Source organism: Dactylosporangium darangshiense (assembly GCF_039537565.1).
Taxonomy (GTDB): Bacteria; Actinomycetota; Actinomycetes; order Mycobacteriales; family Micromonosporaceae; genus Dactylosporangium; species Dactylosporangium darangshiense.
Genome location: NZ_BAABAT010000028.1, coordinates 45,665 through 60,695, shown reverse-complemented (window position 1 = coordinate 60,695; position 15,031 = coordinate 45,665). Strand labels below are relative to the sequence as shown.

General features: G+C 75.1%; 12 protein-coding genes. 10 read left to right on the top strand and 2 right to left on the bottom strand.

Annotation, left to right across the window (positions count from 1 at the left end):
- Positions 1-51: 51 nt before the first annotated feature.
- Entirely contained in the window at positions 52-678 is a 627-nt protein-coding gene (locus tag ABD901_RS37615) for an FMN-dependent NADH-azoreductase (RefSeq protein WP_345134631.1), read from the top strand.
- Between the two features lie 6 nt (positions 679-684).
- Here ABD901_RS37615 and ABD901_RS37610 read toward each other — a convergent pair whose 3' ends face one another.
- Positions 685-1,359 carry a dienelactone hydrolase family protein gene (locus ABD901_RS37610; protein WP_345134629.1) on the bottom strand — a complete coding sequence of 225 codons (675 nt, stop codon included), beginning with the start codon at positions 1,357-1,359 and terminating at the stop codon, positions 685-687.
- A 134-nt stretch (positions 1,360-1,493) separates the two neighbouring features.
- On the opposite strand from ABD901_RS37610, the gene ABD901_RS37605 reads away from it, so the two are divergent.
- The 3 genes from ABD901_RS37605 to ABD901_RS37595 all read left to right on the top strand — a co-directional run bounded on the left by ABD901_RS37605 (position 1,494) and on the right by ABD901_RS37595 (position 5,450).
- Positions 1,494-1,997 carry a SigE family RNA polymerase sigma factor gene (locus tag ABD901_RS37605; RefSeq protein WP_345134627.1) on the top strand — a complete coding sequence of 168 codons (504 nt, stop codon included), beginning with the start codon at positions 1,494-1,496 and terminating at the stop codon, positions 1,995-1,997.
- Positions 1,994-3,049, top strand: a complete 1,056-nt coding sequence (locus ABD901_RS37600) for a hypothetical protein (RefSeq protein ID WP_345134625.1) — start codon at positions 1,994-1,996, stop codon at positions 3,047-3,049. The genes ABD901_RS37605 and ABD901_RS37600 overlap by 4 nt, the downstream gene beginning before the upstream one ends.
- Positions 3,050-3,134: 85 nt before the next feature.
- Positions 3,135-5,450, top strand: coding sequence for a putative bifunctional diguanylate cyclase/phosphodiesterase (locus ABD901_RS37595; protein ID WP_345134623.1), 2,316 nt, complete (start codon positions 3,135-3,137; stop codon positions 5,448-5,450).
- 3 nt (positions 5,451-5,453) lie between these two features.
- Here ABD901_RS37595 and ABD901_RS37590 read toward each other — a convergent pair whose 3' ends face one another.
- Entirely contained in the window at positions 5,454-6,731 is a 1,278-nt protein-coding gene (locus ABD901_RS37590) for a condensation domain-containing protein (protein ID WP_345134621.1), read from the bottom strand.
- Positions 6,732-7,043: 312 nt separating this feature from the next.
- Here ABD901_RS37590 and ABD901_RS37585 point away from each other — a divergent pair, with 312 nt between their 5' ends.
- The 6 genes from ABD901_RS37585 (at position 7,044) to ABD901_RS37560 (ending at position 15,010) form a co-directional block, all read left to right on the top strand.
- Positions 7,044-7,280 carry a S1 RNA-binding domain-containing protein gene (locus ABD901_RS37585; protein ID WP_345134619.1) on the top strand — a complete coding sequence of 79 codons (237 nt, stop codon included), beginning with the start codon at positions 7,044-7,046 and terminating at the stop codon, positions 7,278-7,280.
- 117 nt (positions 7,281-7,397) lie between these two features.
- Positions 7,398-8,672 (top strand): L-seryl-tRNA(Sec) selenium transferase, encoded by a 1,275-nt coding sequence (gene selA, locus ABD901_RS37580; RefSeq protein WP_345134616.1) that lies wholly within the window; start codon positions 7,398-7,400, stop codon positions 8,670-8,672.
- 4 nt (positions 8,673-8,676) lie between these two features.
- Positions 8,677-10,404, top strand: a complete 1,728-nt coding sequence (gene selB / locus ABD901_RS37575) for a selenocysteine-specific translation elongation factor (RefSeq protein WP_345134614.1) — start codon at positions 8,677-8,679, stop codon at positions 10,402-10,404.
- A gap of 120 nt (positions 10,405-10,524) precedes the next feature.
- Positions 10,525-11,508: a hypothetical protein gene (locus ABD901_RS37570; protein WP_345134611.1), complete on the top strand. Its 984-nt coding sequence runs from the start codon at positions 10,525-10,527 to the stop codon at positions 11,506-11,508.
- Positions 11,509-11,548: 40 nt separating this feature from the next.
- On the top strand, positions 11,549-12,130 hold the full coding sequence (locus ABD901_RS37565) for a hypothetical protein (RefSeq protein WP_345134608.1): 582 nt from the start codon (positions 11,549-11,551) through the stop codon (positions 12,128-12,130).
- A 48-nt stretch (positions 12,131-12,178) separates the two neighbouring features.
- Entirely contained in the window at positions 12,179-15,010 is a 2,832-nt protein-coding gene (locus ABD901_RS37560) for a hypothetical protein (RefSeq protein WP_345134606.1), read from the top strand.
- The last annotated feature ends 21 nt before the right edge of the window (positions 15,011-15,031 follow it).

The following is a 15,031-nucleotide window of genomic DNA, read 5'->3' as shown; positions in this document are numbered from 1 at the left end:
CAGATTGGCTAACGTGCGTGCGCACGCACTTATTACGAAGGGTTGGTTGTCATGTCCAAGCTGCTGCACATCTCGGCCTCACCGCGCGGCGAGCGCTCGGAGTCGCTCGCGCTGGCCCGCACGTTCCTGCAGGCGTACCGCGAGCTGCACCCCGAGGACGAGGTCGTCGAGTGGGACCTGTGGGACGGCACGTTGCCCGAGTTCGGCCCCGCCGCCGCGGCCGCGAAGATGGACGTCTTCGCCGGCCTCGAGCCCACGGGCGCCGGAGCCGCGGCATGGCGCGCCGCGGGGGACACGTTCCGCCGCTTCGCCGACGCCGACAAATACCTGTTCTCGGTACCCATGTGGAACGCCGGCGTCCCGTACATCCTGAAGCAGTTCATCGACGTGGTGAGCCAGCCCGGCCTGGTGTTCGGCTTCGACGGCGAGCTCGGCTACACCGGCCTGGTGACGGGCCGCAAGGCGGCGGTGCTGTACACGAGCGCGGTCTACGGCGAGGGCCGCGGCCCCGCGTTCGGCTCCGACTTCCAGGCGCCGTACTTCGACGACTGGCTGCGCTGGGCCGGCATCACCGACGTGTCCGAGGTGACCTTCCGCCCCAACCTGGCCACCACGGAGGTGGAGGCCCGCCGCTCGCGGTCCCACGCCGAGGCCGTCGAGCTGGCGAAGACCTTCTGAGCTGTTTCAGAGTGCGGTCGCGAACAGGTCGGTGACCCGCCGCCAGGCGTCCTCGGCGGCCGGGCCCGGCCCGTCCGGAAAGAACCCGTGCTCGGCATCCGGGTAGACGACGACCTCGTGCGCGACCCCGGCCCCGGACAGGGCCTCGCCGACGCGCGCGACGTCGGCGGCGGGCACCACGTGGTCGCGGTCGCCGACGAGGAACAGCACCCGCCCGCGGATGCCGGGCGCGAGCGCGACGGTCGGCTCGGGCGTGCTCAGCGGGATCTCGGTCCCGGTGAGCCACCCCGGGAAGAGCGCCGCGGTCGCCGCCAGGCCGAGCCGCGCGGCGGCGACGAAGGCGACGTGCCCGCCGAGGCTCACGCCCAGCATGCCGACGCGGGGGCCGGCACGGCCCGGCCCCCGCAGCCACTCGACGCACCGCCCGACGTCCTCGACGACGCCGTCGCGGGTCAGCGTCCGCATCAGCTCGAGGCCGCGCCGCCGGCCCTCGTCGTCGCGCGGCAGGTCCGCGCCGGGCGCCGTGCGGTGGTACAGGTCCGGGACGATCGCCAGGAAGCCGGCCGCGGCGAGCCGGTCGGCGCAGCGGCGCGTGCTCTCGTCCACGCCGAAGATCAGATGCCCGACCACGACGCCGGGGTGGGGGCCGGGGCCGCCGGGGCGGGCCACGTATGCGGGCATGCCAGCAAGATTCAGCACACGACCGACGCTAGGTGGCCTTCGGCGGGGGCGGCCAATCGCCGTGGTGATGGCACCGATAGAAATTGTTCGTGCCCCGCGTAGCAGTTCCGACCGCCCCGAGGCGTTGACCGTTCGTGACGTTCGAGGAGTTCGTGGCCGCGCGGCTCGGTGCGCTGGTGCGCTACGCCGCGGTCGTCACCTGGGACGCCCACCTGGCCGAGGACATCGTGCAGAACGTCCTGGTCAGGGCCCAGGCGCGATGGGCGCACATCGAGGAGCTCGACGCGCCCGAGCGCTACGTGCAGCGCATGGTCGTCAACGAGTTCCTGTCGTGGCGCCGGCGGCGGGCCTCGCGCACCGTCCAGGTCGGCGACCAGATCGAGGGGCTCCTCGCGCCGCAGGCCGACCCCACCGGCGGCTACGACGACCGCGACGCCGTGATCCGGCTGATCGGCACCCTCCCGCCCCGCCAGCGCGCCGTGATCGCGCTGCGCTTCTACGAGGACCTGGCCGTCGAGCAGATCGCCGACCTGCTCGGCTGCCGCGTCAGCACGGTCCGCACCCACCTCCTCCGGGCGATGGCCACGCTGCGCGAGTCGCTGCCCGGCGCCCTGGTGCCGACGGGAGAGCCGCGATGAGCGACCGGCTGGAGACGCTCGTGCGCCAGGCGCAGGAGGCCCGCGCCCGCGCCGCCGAGCCGGACCTCGAACGCATCCGGCGCGCGCTGCCGATCCTGGCCCGGCGCCGGGCACAGCGGCGCCGCGCCGGGTACGCCGCCGTCGCCGTGGCCGTCGTCGCGGTGCTCGCCGGCGTGGCCGCGCTGCTCGGCTCGGGGCCGCCGGGCGACCACCGCCCGGCCGGGCGCCACCCCGCCTCGCCGGACCCGAGCGGCTCCGCGCAGGACCGCGTGGTCGTCATGCCCTACGGCCTGAGCGACCCGCCGGCCGGGTTCCGGGAGCGGCTGCGCACCGTCACCGAATCGCCGGACGGCCCGATCTCCGCCCGGGTGTACACCAGCCGCAGCATCGGCGCGAAGACCCAGGTCCCGGCGGACGCGCCGCGGCTGACCCTGACCGTGCGGCCCGGCGCCACCCTGCCCGACGGCGACGAGGTCGGCGGCGCCGGCCCCGGCTCGGCGTCCGGCACCTACGCCGAGGACGGCGACGCCCGGCGCCTGGCCTGGGCGCCCGACCCGGGGCACGTCGCCGAGCTCGAGGCCGCCGGCATGGGCATCGACCGGACCGCCCTGATCACCTACTCCACCCGCGTCCGGCCCGCGCCGGCGACGTTCGAGAGGCCGTTCGCGTTCGCGTGGGCGCCCGGCGTTGCACCGCGGGTCACCTACGCCGTCGGCGGCGACGACCGCGGCACCTGGGCCGCCTCGGCCACCGCGGACGCCTCCATGGAGCTGGAGGGCACCCTGACCGCGACATTCGCGCCGTTCGGCAACCCGCTGCAGGGCGCCACGCCGGTCGAGGTCCGCGGCGCGCCGGCGTCGTACGCCGAGGGCGAGGACCCGAACACGCACGACCTGGTGCAGACGGTCGTGCAGCGGTGGCCCGGCAGCTCCAAGGACCTCACCGTCACGTTCCGGCCCGACGGCCAGCAGCTGTCCCGCGCGCAGATGGTCCTGGTCGCCAGCGGCGTCGACCAGGTGCCGGACATCTCCGCCGACTGGCTCCCGCTTTGACACAGGAGTTGCGGCGCGCGCGCAGGCGGGTGCGGTACCGTATCCGGCGTGTCGTCCTGATCACCTCGGGTGAGGATGGATTCGGTTGCCGCGCGGATCTGCATCGAAGCCGCTCGTCGTCGCGGCCGTCTCGGTGGCCGCGGTCGTCGCCCTGGGCGGCTCGGGCCTGCTGTCCCCGTGGTGGTCGCAGTTCGTCGACGACCTCGGGCAGTTCTGCGCGGGCGTGGCCGCGACCCTGGCCTGCTGGCTCACCGCGCCGCGGCACACCGGCGCACAGCGGCGGTGGCGGCTGTGGATGGGCGCGGGCACGGCCGGCTGGACCATCGGGCAGTCGATCTGGAGCTGGTCCCAGCTCTTCCGTGACGTCGCCCTGCCCTCGCCGTCCCTGGCCGACGCCGGCTACCTGACCCTGCCCGTCTTCGCGCTGCCGGCGATCATCTCACTGGCCGCCGCCCGCCCGCCCAGCGGAGCGCCGCGGCGGCGCCCCGGGCAGCTGGTGATGGTGCTCGACGGGCTGATAGTCGTCGGCGCCCTGTTCGTGCTCACCTGGGCCACCACGCTCGGCTCGGTCGTCGAGGCCGGCGCGCCGACGCCGTTCGCGTTCGCCGTCGCCATCGCCTACCCGGTCACCGACCTGGTCCTGACCGTCCTGATCATCCTGCTGCTGACCGTGTCGGCGCCGGCCGGGCGCGGCCAGCTCACGCTGCTCGGCGCCGGGCTGCTGTGCCTGTCGCTGTCCGACAGCGCGTTCGCGTACCTCGTCTCCAAGGGCGCGGACAGCATGCCGCCGCTGGCCGACGCCGGGTTCATCGCCGGGCAGGCCCTCGTCGCCGTCGCCGCGCTCGTCCGGCCGCAGACGGGCGTGCCGCCCGCGCCGCGCCGGCACGCGCGCTGGATGCATCTCATGCTGCCGTACGTCCCGGTCGCCTTCACCGGCGTGCTGTTCATCGCGCAGCTGGTGCGCGGCACCCGCGTCGACGGCGTGGAGATCGCAGTGGAGACGGCCGTCATCTCGCTGCTGATCATCCGGCAGGCGGTGACCCTGGTGGAGAACGCGGTGCTGCTCGACCGGGTCTCGGAGAGCCAGGCCCGCCTCACCCACCAGGCCTTCCACGACGCCCTGACCGGCCTGTCCAACCGGGTGCTGTTCCACGACCGGCTCGAGCACGCCTTGGCGCTGCACCACCGTGACGGCCGCCCGCTCGCCGTGCTCTTCTGCGACCTCGACGACTTCAAGGCCGTCAACGACCGTTTCGGTCACCACACCGGCGACCGGCTGCTGCGCCAGGTCGCCGAGCGCCTGCGCGCCGCCGTCCGCGACAGCGACACCGTCGCGCGGGTCGGCGGCGACGAGTTCGCGATCCTGCTCGAGGGCACCGGCGACCCCGGTGAGCCGGCCGAGCGGATCATGGCCGAGGTCGGCCGGCCGTTCCAGATCGACGGGCACAGCGTCGGCGTCGGCGTGAGCATCGGGCTCGTCCAGGCCGGCGAGCACGGGCCGGTGATCTCCGCCGACGCGATGCTGCGCCGCGCCGACGCCGCCATGTACGCCGGGAAACGCCGGGGCAAGGGGACCCTGGTGCGGTACCGCGTGGATCTCCCGGACGGCACCGGCAGCTCCGACCTCGCCGAGGCGCTCGCCGCCACCCTGCGCGACGGCAGTGGCCTCGACGTGCACTACCAGCCGATCGTGCGGTTCGACGACGAGACCGTCGTCGCCGTCGAGGCCCTCGCCCGCTGGACCCATCCGAGCCTCGGCCCGGTCTCCGCCGACATCTTCATCGCCACCGCCGAGTCCATCGGCCTGATCCGCCTCGTCGACGACTTCGTGCTCGACCGCGCCTGCCGCGACGCCGCCGCGTTCCGCGGCCCGTGGGCCAGCATCGCCGTGCACGTCAACACCTCCGCCGCCCGCCTGGGCCGCCCCGAGCACGAGGAGACCGTCCGCGCCGCCGTGCGCCGCCACGGCCTGGCGCCGCACCGGCTGCTGCTGGAGCTCACCGAGACCGCGCCGCTGCCCGACCTCGGCGCCGCCGCCGGCGCCGTTTCCCGCCTCGGCCGCTTCGGCGTGCGCTTCGCCCTCGACGACTTCGGCACCGGCTACAACGCCCTCGCCCAGCTGCACGCGATGCCGGTCGACGAGGTGAAGCTGGACCGCTCGTTCACGCGCGCCGACGGCGGGCGCAGCGAGGCGATCTGCCGCTCGATCGTGCAGATCTGCACCGGCATGGGCGTCACCGTCGTCGCCGAGGGCATCGAGACCGAGGGGCAGGCCGCGACGATGGCCGCCCTCGGCTGCCGTTACGGCCAGGGCCACCGCTACGGCGCCTCCGGCCCACTGGCCGAGGTCGCCCCGCCGGGCGTCCTCGGCCCCGGCGACCGGGCGGTCGTGGCCGGCTGACGCTCAGCCGGCCACCAGGCGCTCCATCCCGGCCATGAGCTCCTCGGCGGCGGCGGGGGAGAAGTGCGCGGCGTCGAGGTACAGGCTCAGCCGCAGCGTGCCGGGCGCGTCGTCGACGTGGACGAACAGCGGCTCGAACGACGGGGCGTCCTGCGCGGCGACCCAGCGCAGCGCCGACTCGCCCGGCTCGATCGGCGCCTCGTCGCGGCCCGGGCCGCGACGGTCGTTGAAGTAGCAGCCGAGCTCGATCTCCACGCCGCGCTCGGCGTTGACCCGGTCCCGCAGCCGCTCCATCTGCGTGTGGTGGAAGTAGGCGTACTTGTACGCCGCCATCGTCACCCGCCGCGTCCGCTCCAGCAGCTCCGGGAACCGCAACCCCGCCGCCGGGACGCTGAGCAGCCCCGCCTGTGCGAGCGTGCACACCACGCCGGCCAGGCCCGGCCGGAACCGGTTGCTCACGATCGGGCGGATCACCACCGGGTCGACGCCGGTGACCCGGGTCAGCGCGCCCGCATACGCCGCCAGCAGCACCGTCGTGGTGTCCGCACCGGTCTCGGCCGCCCAGCGCCGCGCGGCCAGGCCCAGCGCGGGGGAGGTGAACTCGCCGTGCCAGTACCGCGGCGACTCCACCGCCGCCGGCCGCGGGAACCGCTCGGGCGCCACGGTCTGCAGGATGCCCTCCCAGTAGCGGCGGGCCGCCGCGTCGTGGCGCTGCCCCGCCGGCGACGCCTGCCACTGCGCCTGGGCGAGCGGCTGCGGCCCCGGCACCGGCGTGCTCGTGCGCTCGGCGACCTCGGCCAGCATCGTCATCGCACCGGCGGCGTCGGTCACCAGGTGCGAGACCAGCACGGCCATGTGGGACAGCCGCTCGCCCTGGCGCACGACCGCCATCCGCAGCGGCCACTCGGTGGCGAAGTCGAGCTGCTTACCGCTCCACGCCTCGCACAGCTCCTCGGCGACCCGCGCCGGGTCCGCGGCGCCGGCGTCGACGATCTGCAGGTCGATCTCGCCGGCGGCGTGCACGACCTGCGTCGGCGTGCCGTCGGCGGCGAAGCGCAGGCGGGTGCGCATGGGTTCGTAGCGGGTCATGAGGTACCGCAGCTCGGCCACGACCTCGTCCACGGTCGTGCCCTCGGCCAAGGCCTTGACGCCGCCGAGCGGTATCCACGTTCCTTGTTTGACGATCGCCGACCAGTTCTCCAGCTGGCCCCACGACAGCGGGCCCTCGCCCGCGCCGTCGCCCTGAAATCCGACGCTGATCCGATCCGGCGCAGCATGCATCGCCGGCCCTCCCATCCATCGTGACGGCAGTGCACGACCTCCCGACCCGGCCGGCATCGGCGCACGGCGGGCAGAGGCGGCCTGCACAACGTGGCGGGTCGCAGCAGGGCGCATCGGCGTTCGTCGTAGCGTACGGAAGGGTGTTCCCCGCCGCCATGCGCCGGTTGTACGATTGCGCCATGACTGCCGGGTCGGCCATGCGCCGTGAGTGGAAGTTGCGCCCGGCCAAGGCTTGATCGGCCCGCGGGCCCGCGGCCCGCCCCTCCCATCGCGACACCTCAGCGGAGTCTGCGAAGAAGGGAGGTGATGTGCATGACCCGCTCCGAGAACATCGACGCCTGGGACGACTTCGTCGCCCGGCACACCGTCGGCGACGTCGTCGACGGCCTGGTCACCAAGCTCGTGCCGTTCGGCGCGTTCGTGACCGTCCACGGCGACATTCCCGGGCTCCTGCGGACGCAGGCCCGCCCGGCCGTCGGCAGCACGCTGCCCGTGCGCGTGCGGGAGCTCGACGGCGCCAACCGGCGCATCGCGTTCGAGCCGGTCTAGTGCGGTGATGTGTGGCTCCGGGCGCGCGACCGGGGCCACGCGTTACGCACCATGCGCCCGCGGGGCTGTTACCCATTGACGGCCGGCTCGTAGCCGTTGCGCTGCTACGGTGCAGGAGTGGATCAGCGACGCGCGGTGCCGCGCACCGATACCGTCCTCGCCGACCCGCGCCTGTCCGGCTTCCAGCGCGACCGCGCCCGCGCCGTCGTCCGCGAGGAGCTCGACCGCGTCCGCCGCGGCGAGCTGCCCGCCGCCGACGTCGCCGAGTCGGCCCGGCGCCGCCTGTCCGGCCCCGGCGGCCTGCGCCCCGTGCTCAACGCCACCGGCGTGGTGCTGCACACCAACCTCGGACGGGCCGCGCTGCCGGCCGCCGCCGTCCAGGCGATCGTCGCCGCCGCCGGGCACACCGACGTCGAGCTGGACCTCGAGACCGGCCGCCGGGCCCGCCGCGGCCGCACCGCCCTACGGGCGCTGGGCGAGGCCGTTCCCGCTGCACAGGCCGTGCACGTGCTGAACAACGGCGCGGCGGCGCTGCTGCTCGCCGCGACCGGCCTGGCCGCCGGCAAGGAGATCGTCGTCAGCCGCGGCGAGCTCGTCGAGATCGGCGACGGCTTCCGCCTGCCCGACCTGCTCGTGTCGACCGGCGCCCGCCTGCGCGAGGTCGGCACCACCAACCGCACCTCGCTCGCCGACTACCGCGACGCCATCGGCCCGCAGACCGGCTTCCTGCTCAAGGTCCACCCGTCGAACTTCTACCAGCGCGGGTTCGTCGCAGCCGTGCCGGTGCGCGAGCTGGCCGCCCTGCCCGCGCCGCTCGTCGTCGACATCGGGTCCGGCCTGCTGGACGCCGACCCCCTGTTGCCCGATGAGCCGGATGCCGCGACGGTACTGTGTGACGGCGCCGACCTCGTCACGGCCAGCGGCGACAAGCTGCTCGGCGGCCCGCAGGCCGGGCTGCTGCTCGGACGGGCGGACCTGGTCGAGGCCCTGCGCCGCCACCCTCTCGCGCGCGCCCTGCGGGTCGACAAGCTCACCCTCGCCGCGCTGGAGGCGACGCTCCTGGCCGGCGAGACCCCGACCCGGCGGGCACTGCGGGCACCGGCCGCGCGGCTGCGGCGTCGGGCCGAGGCGGTCCACGGTGCCCTCGGCGGCGCCGTGCCCGCCGAGGTGGTCGACACCGTCGCCGTGGTCGGCGGCGGCGGCGCGCCCGACGTCGAGCTGCCCTCCGCGGCCCTCGCGCTGCCGCCGGACCTCGCAGCGCCGCTGCGCCTCGGCGACCCGCCGGTCGTTGGCCGCGTCGAGCAGGGCCGGCTCCTGCTCGACCTGCGCTGCGTCCCCGAGGACGACGACCAGGCGGTCGCCGCCGCGATCCTGCGCGCGGCCGGGCACTAGTCGCATGTGGGTTGTCGCCACCGCCGGCCACGTGGACCACGGCAAGTCCACGCTCGTGCGCGCGCTGACCGGCATGGAGCCCGACCGCTGGGCCGAGGAGCGCCGCCGCGGCATGACGATCGACCTCGGCTTCGCCTGGACGCGCCTGCCGTCCGGCGCCACGGTCGCGTTCGTGGACGTGCCCGGCCATGAGCGGTTCGTGCCCAACATGCTCGCCGGCGTCGGCCCGGTGCCGGCCGCGATGCTCGTCGTCGCCGCCGACGAGGGCTGGATGCCGCAGTCGGCCGAGCACCTCGCCGCCCTCGACGCGCTCGGCGTGCGCCACGCCCTGCTCGTCGTCAGCCGCGCCGACCTCGCCGACCCCGCCCCGGCCACCCGGCAGGCCCTCGAGCAGCTGGCGAAGACCTGCGCCGGCAACGTCGAGGCCGTCGCCGTGAGCGCGGTGACCGGCGCCGGCCTCGACGACCTGCGCGCCGCCCTCGACCGCCTCGGCGCCGCCCTGCCGCCGCCCGACCCGCACGCGCCGGTCCGGCTGTGGATCGACCGCTCCTTCACCATTCGCGGCAGCGGTACCGTGGTGACGGGCACCCTCGGCGCCGGCCGCCTGGCCACGGGCGCCGAGCTCGAGCTCGCCGGCGCCCCGGTCCGCGTGCGCGGCCTGCATTCCCTGGGCGAGCCGGTGTCCACCGTGGACGCCGTCGCCCGCGTGGCCGTCAACCTGCGCGGCGTCGAGCGCACCGCCGCCGCCCGCGGCGACGCGCTCGTCGAGCCCGGCCGTTTCGTCTCCACCGACCTCATCGACGTGCGCGTGCACGGCGACCCCGTCGCGGACCTCCCGGCCACGGTGATGCTGCACATCGGATCGGCGGCGGTGCCGGCCCGGGTGCGCCCGCTGGGCGCCGACACCGCCCGCCTGCGCCTGGACCGCACCCTGCCGCTGCACGCCGGCGACCGCGCCCTGCTGCGCGACCCCGGCCGCCACCGCGTGCCCGGCGGCGTCATCGTCCTCGACGTCTCACCGCCACCATTGCGCCGCCGCGGCGCGGCCGCCACCCGGGCCGCGGAGCTGTCCACGATGGACGGCCGCCCGTCGTACGCCGACGAGCTGCGCCGCCGCCGCATCGTCCACGCCGACGAGCTGCGCCGCATGGGCATCGACCCGCCGGCCCCCGGCTGGCTGCTCGACCCTTCCTACGTAGCCGAGCTGCGTGTTCGCCTGGTCGAGGAGGTCCGCGCGCACGCCGAGGCGCACCCCGTCGACCCCGACCCGCCGCTCGACGCTCTCCGCGCGCGCCTCGGCCTGCCCGACCGCGCCATCGTGGAGCGCCTCCTGCCGTCGTCCATGGCCGTCCACAATGGACGCGTCGCCAGCGGTGCCCGCCTGCCCGACCGCCTGCAGCGGGCCATCGACGCCGTGCGCGCCGGCCTGGCCGCCACCCCGTTCGCCGCACCGGAGGCCGACCGCCTGGCCGCACTGGGCCTCGGGCCCAAGGAGATCGGCGCCGCCGTGAAGGCCGGCCAGCTCCTGCGCATCGCCGACGGCATCGTCCTGCTCCCGAGCGCTCCCGAGGCCGCCGCGGAGCGCCTCGCCAAGCTGCCCCAGCCCTTCACCGTGAGCGAGGCGAGAGGGGCTCTCGGGACGACGCGGCGGGTTGCGGTACCACTGCTGGAACTGCTGCATCGTCGCGGCGCCACCCGACGCCTTCCCGACGGCCGCCACCACTGCCCCTAGGTGGTGGCCGAACGACCGGGGGATAGCCCCCGATCGCGTCCGGGGGACGGCCGGATGGTTACGGGCGAGCGGTTCGCCGAGGCTGAGAGGGCATCCATTCGTCCGTAGCTGGAGCGTCCGATGAACGTTCTCACGAGGTTTGTCCACGCGGTGCGTGGCTGGCACCGGCCGCTGGTGCTGCACGCGGCGCTCATGTTCGGGTTGGCGGTCTTCTCCGCGGTGGCAGTGTTCGCCGATGATCGGTTGTTGCTCGGCGAGCCCGTGTGGGCGAAGCCGATGAAGTTCGGTGTGGCCATGGGCGTCTACAGCCTGACGTTGGCATGGCTGCTCACCCGGCTGACGAAGGGGCGGCGTGTCGGGTGGTGGGTCGGGACCGGGTTCGCGCTCGCCGGGGTGCTGGACGTCGGTGCGGTGGCCTGGGCCGCGGCGCACGGAACGTTCAGCCACTTCAACCAGGACACCGATGACGTGGCCCGGACCGTGCAGACGGTGTTCTCCTTCGGCATCATGCCGTTGATGCTGGCCACGCTGGTGATCGCGATTCTCCTGCTGATCCAGCGGACCGGCGACCGCGCCCTCGCCCGTGCGCTGCGCGCCGGGCTCGGGCTCGCGTTCGCCAGCATGGTCGTGGCGCTCTGGCTCAGCACGTCCGCCGGGTCGGCGCCGCGCACGGAGGTCGACGCGAACGGGCACACCGTGTCCCTGGTCGGCGCGCACGGCATCGGCGACCCGGACGGGCACGGTATGGCGCTGACGAACTGGAGCACGACCGGCGGTGATCTCCGCGTGCCGCACTTCGTCGGTCTGCACGCGATCCAGGTGCTGCTGGCGGTGACCGCGATCCTGAACGTGCTCGCGACCCGGCGTCCGTGGCTGCGCGCCGAGCGGGTCCGTGCCCGTCTGGTCGGGGCCGCCGTGTTCGGCTACGCCGGCGTGTTCGCCGTGCTGACCTGGCAGGCCAAGCGCGGCCAGTCCGTGCTGCATCCCGACGCGCCGACCCTGGTCGCGTTCGGCGCAGTCGTGGTACTCGCCCTGGTGGGAGCGGCCGCGACGGCCACGGCCGCCCGCAGGCAGACCGTGGAGCTCGCCGCCGTGCATGCCTGAGGTTCGGCTATTCGCATTGACGCCTGCGCGTGATCGGTGCGTGATGCCGATCACCGAGGATTCCGCCATGATGCGTTCGCTCGCTGTGGCGGGTGCGGTACTCACAGTGGGGATATCGCTGGGTGCCTGTTACCTTGCACCCTTTGGTCCGGATCCCGTGCAGTATGCGGCCTTGGCCGTGATCGATGGCCGGCCGACGGCGGTCGTCGCCGTCTGCGGACGACCAACAGTCGTCGTCGATGTATACCTCGATGAGGACACCATGGACGATTCGCTGCACAAGTGGTCGGTCACAGTCACGCTGCCGGACCAGGTTCAGGACGCCGAGGTGGAGCTGCTCGGCGCGGCGCGACCCGGCTGGGAGATCACCTCCAACGAGGAGGAGGTCGTCGGCACCGGCCCGGGCAGCTTCACGGTCGTACCGTTGACGTCGATCGAACCCGGGCACCACTACAACCTCGACTCATCGGACGGTGGCCCGGAAGGTTCCAGTGCGCCCACGGTCACCTTCACCACGGATGACCTGCCCAAGATCGGGGCGGGCCAGGTGCTGGCCACGGTCGACTTCGATCACTCCAAGATCGTGTCACGCGAGTCGTTCGTCAAGGAGCGCTGCGACTGAGATCCAAGCGGGTCGTTGCGTTGCGCCGATTCGTCGTACCCTTGGCCGGTGCTGGAGCTGATCTGGGACGCGGTGCGGGCGCGGCGGGTCTCGTCGCTCGCCCTGGGCCTGCTCGCGGCCCTGGCCATGGCGGCGATTGCGTGGGCGCCGGGGTATTCCGCCGCGGCGGCCCGGGACAGCGCGGCCGCCCTGGTCCGTGAGGCCACCCCGGCGCAGCGGACGCTGAGCGTGCAGGGCCGGGTCACCAGCGGCGGCGACGACCGCCCCGCTGTCGCGGCGGCGGCGCTGCAGCGGTTCCGCGACAGCGTCGGGCTGGAGCTGCCGGCGGAGCGGGTCGCCGTGGGGCTGCGGCGCTCCGGCACGCTCTTCCTCGGCACCCGGCAGGTGGCGGGCGACCTGCGGTACCGCGACGACTTCTGTGAAGCCGTCCTCGTCACCGGGCGCTGCCCGGCCGCCCGCGGCGAGGTCGTCGTCAGCGAGCAGCTGCCGCTCGGTGTGACGGTCGGCGACCGGGCCCGCTACGCCGTCGGGCCCGGCACGGACCCGCTCGCGCTCACCGTCGTCGGCACGTACCGGGCCCGCGACCCCATCGACTGGTACTGGTCCGGACAGGGCGGCACCGCGCTCTACGGCACCGCCGAGACCGTCCTGGCCGGCAGCGGCTTCGCCGACGCGAGGCTCGACGCGCTGCTGCCCGCAGGGCTGTTCGCCGATCCCGGCCGCATGGACGCCACCCTGGACCGGCTGCACCGCCAGCAGTTCGCGTACTCGTCCGGCGCCGCCGAGCTGTATACGCACCTGGCCGACGACGGGCGGGCGGTGCGGCGCGGGGTGCAGCTCGCCACCGCTGAGCTGTTGGTGGTCGCGCTGCTGGCGTTCACGGTCACCGCGCGCTACGCGGCCGAGGCGCGCCGGTTCGACGTCGCCCGCATGGCGCTGCACGGCACAGCGCGCTCGCGGATGCTCATCCTCGTCGCCGGGGAGGGCGCCCTGCCGCTGCTGGCGGGCATTGCGCTCGGCGGGTTCGCGTGGCGGTACCCGCCCCTGGCCGTCGGGTCGGTCGCCGCCGGCGGGCTCGGCGCGATCATCATCGCCGACTGGCGCACCATCAGCACCCCGGTGCAGCGACTGCTGCAGTCCGGCACCCCGCACGGCTCGCCGCGCGGCGGTGCCACGCTCGACATCGCCGCGCTCGCGCTGGCCGGCGCGGCGGTGTTCCAGGCGGTCAGCCTGCACGGGAGACCGGACGCCGGGTTCGGCCTCGAGGCGTTCGTGCCGGTGCTGCTCGCGCTGGCCACCGCGGTCCTGCTGTCCCGGCTGCTGCTGCCGCTCGCCGCCCGGGCCGGGCACGCCGCGGCCGTGACGAGCGACAGCGACAGCCGGCTCGGCACCGGGATCGGCGTGCTGCTGCTCGCGCGGCGCGGCGCCGTGCACCGGCTCGTGCCGCTGCTCGCCGCCGGCTCGTGCCTGTTCGCCGTCGCCGTGCAGGACTGGGTCGCCGCCGACGAGGCCCGGGCCGACCGGGCCACGATCGCCGTCGGGGCCGAGCGAGTGCTCACCGTCGACACCGGCGACCAGGAGCGGTTGCTCGCCGCGGTGCGCGCCGCCGACCAGACCGGGACCCGCGCCATGGCGGTCGTGCAGAGCGTGGGGCCGGACGGCCGGCCCGTGCTCGCCGTCGACTCGGCCCGCCTTGCCGCCGTCGCCGGCATCAGTCCGGCCGCCGCGGCCCGGCTGCACCCGCCCGCGCCGGCGCCGCTGACCGTGACCGGCACGGCTCTGCGGCTCGACGCCACCGCCGATGCACCCGGCGTGTCCGTCGTGGTCGGGCTCGTGGCCGCCGGTACCGGCGAAAAAGTCACCGCCGTCTTCCCGGCCGGAACGTCCACGGTGGACGTGCCGCAGTGCCGGCGCGGATGCCGGATGACCACCGTCGAACTCGCCGGTGTCCGCACGACCGTGACGATCAGGCAGCTCAGCGCCGACGGCGCCGTTGCCGTGCCCGGCGGCGTCTTCGGCGACCCCGCCCGCTGGCGCACCTCGCTCGGCGACACCGTGCCGTCGGTCAGCCCGACCCACCCCGACGGCGCGCTCGTGCTGACCGCGCTCCCGCCGGGGAAGGCCGCCTCGACCGACCCGAAGGTGTACGTCGTGGACACCCCGGTGCCCCTGCCCGCGCTCGTCACCGGGCGTTTCGTCGCCGTCGGTGACGAGCACAACCTCGCGACCGTCAGACCGTTCGGCGAGGCGGTGGTGCCCATCTCGCCGAGCCCGTACGCGGTGCTCCCGCGGGTGGGCGCGGACGGCACGATCGTCGACCTCGAGTACGCCGCCCGGCTGGCCGGCACCGCGGTTCCCGGCGACCGCCAGCAGGTGTGGCTGGCCCCGCACGCGCCGCAGTCCATTGTGGACGACCTGCGCGCCGCCGGGCTGCGGGTCGTCGCCGAGGACTCCACGGCGGCCGCGCACCGCCGGCTGGACGGCTACGGTCCGGCCGCGGCTCTGCGCTACGGTCTGCTGGCCGGGGCGCTGGCGCTGCTGCTCGCGGCCGGCGCGTTCGGTGTCGCCGGTGCCACGCAGCGCCCGGACACCGATGCGCAGCTGCTGGCGCTTCGCGTCCAGGGCGCGCCGGCCCGGGTGGTGCGGGCCGCCGGGTTCGTGGCGGCGACGGCGCCGGCCGTCGCCGCGGTGCTGATCGGGCTGCTGTCCGCGGTGGTCGCGCGCCTGCTCGCCGCCGCACCCGTGGACCCGTTCGCCGACGGCTGGTCCGTGCTGCCGCCGCCGACCGGTCCCGCAGCGGTACCGCTCGCGGCCGGCGCGGCGGCCGCCGCGCTCTGCTTCGCCGCCGTGGCCCTGCTCACCGCCCGGACAAAGGTATGACCGGTTCACCGCGGAGCGAGG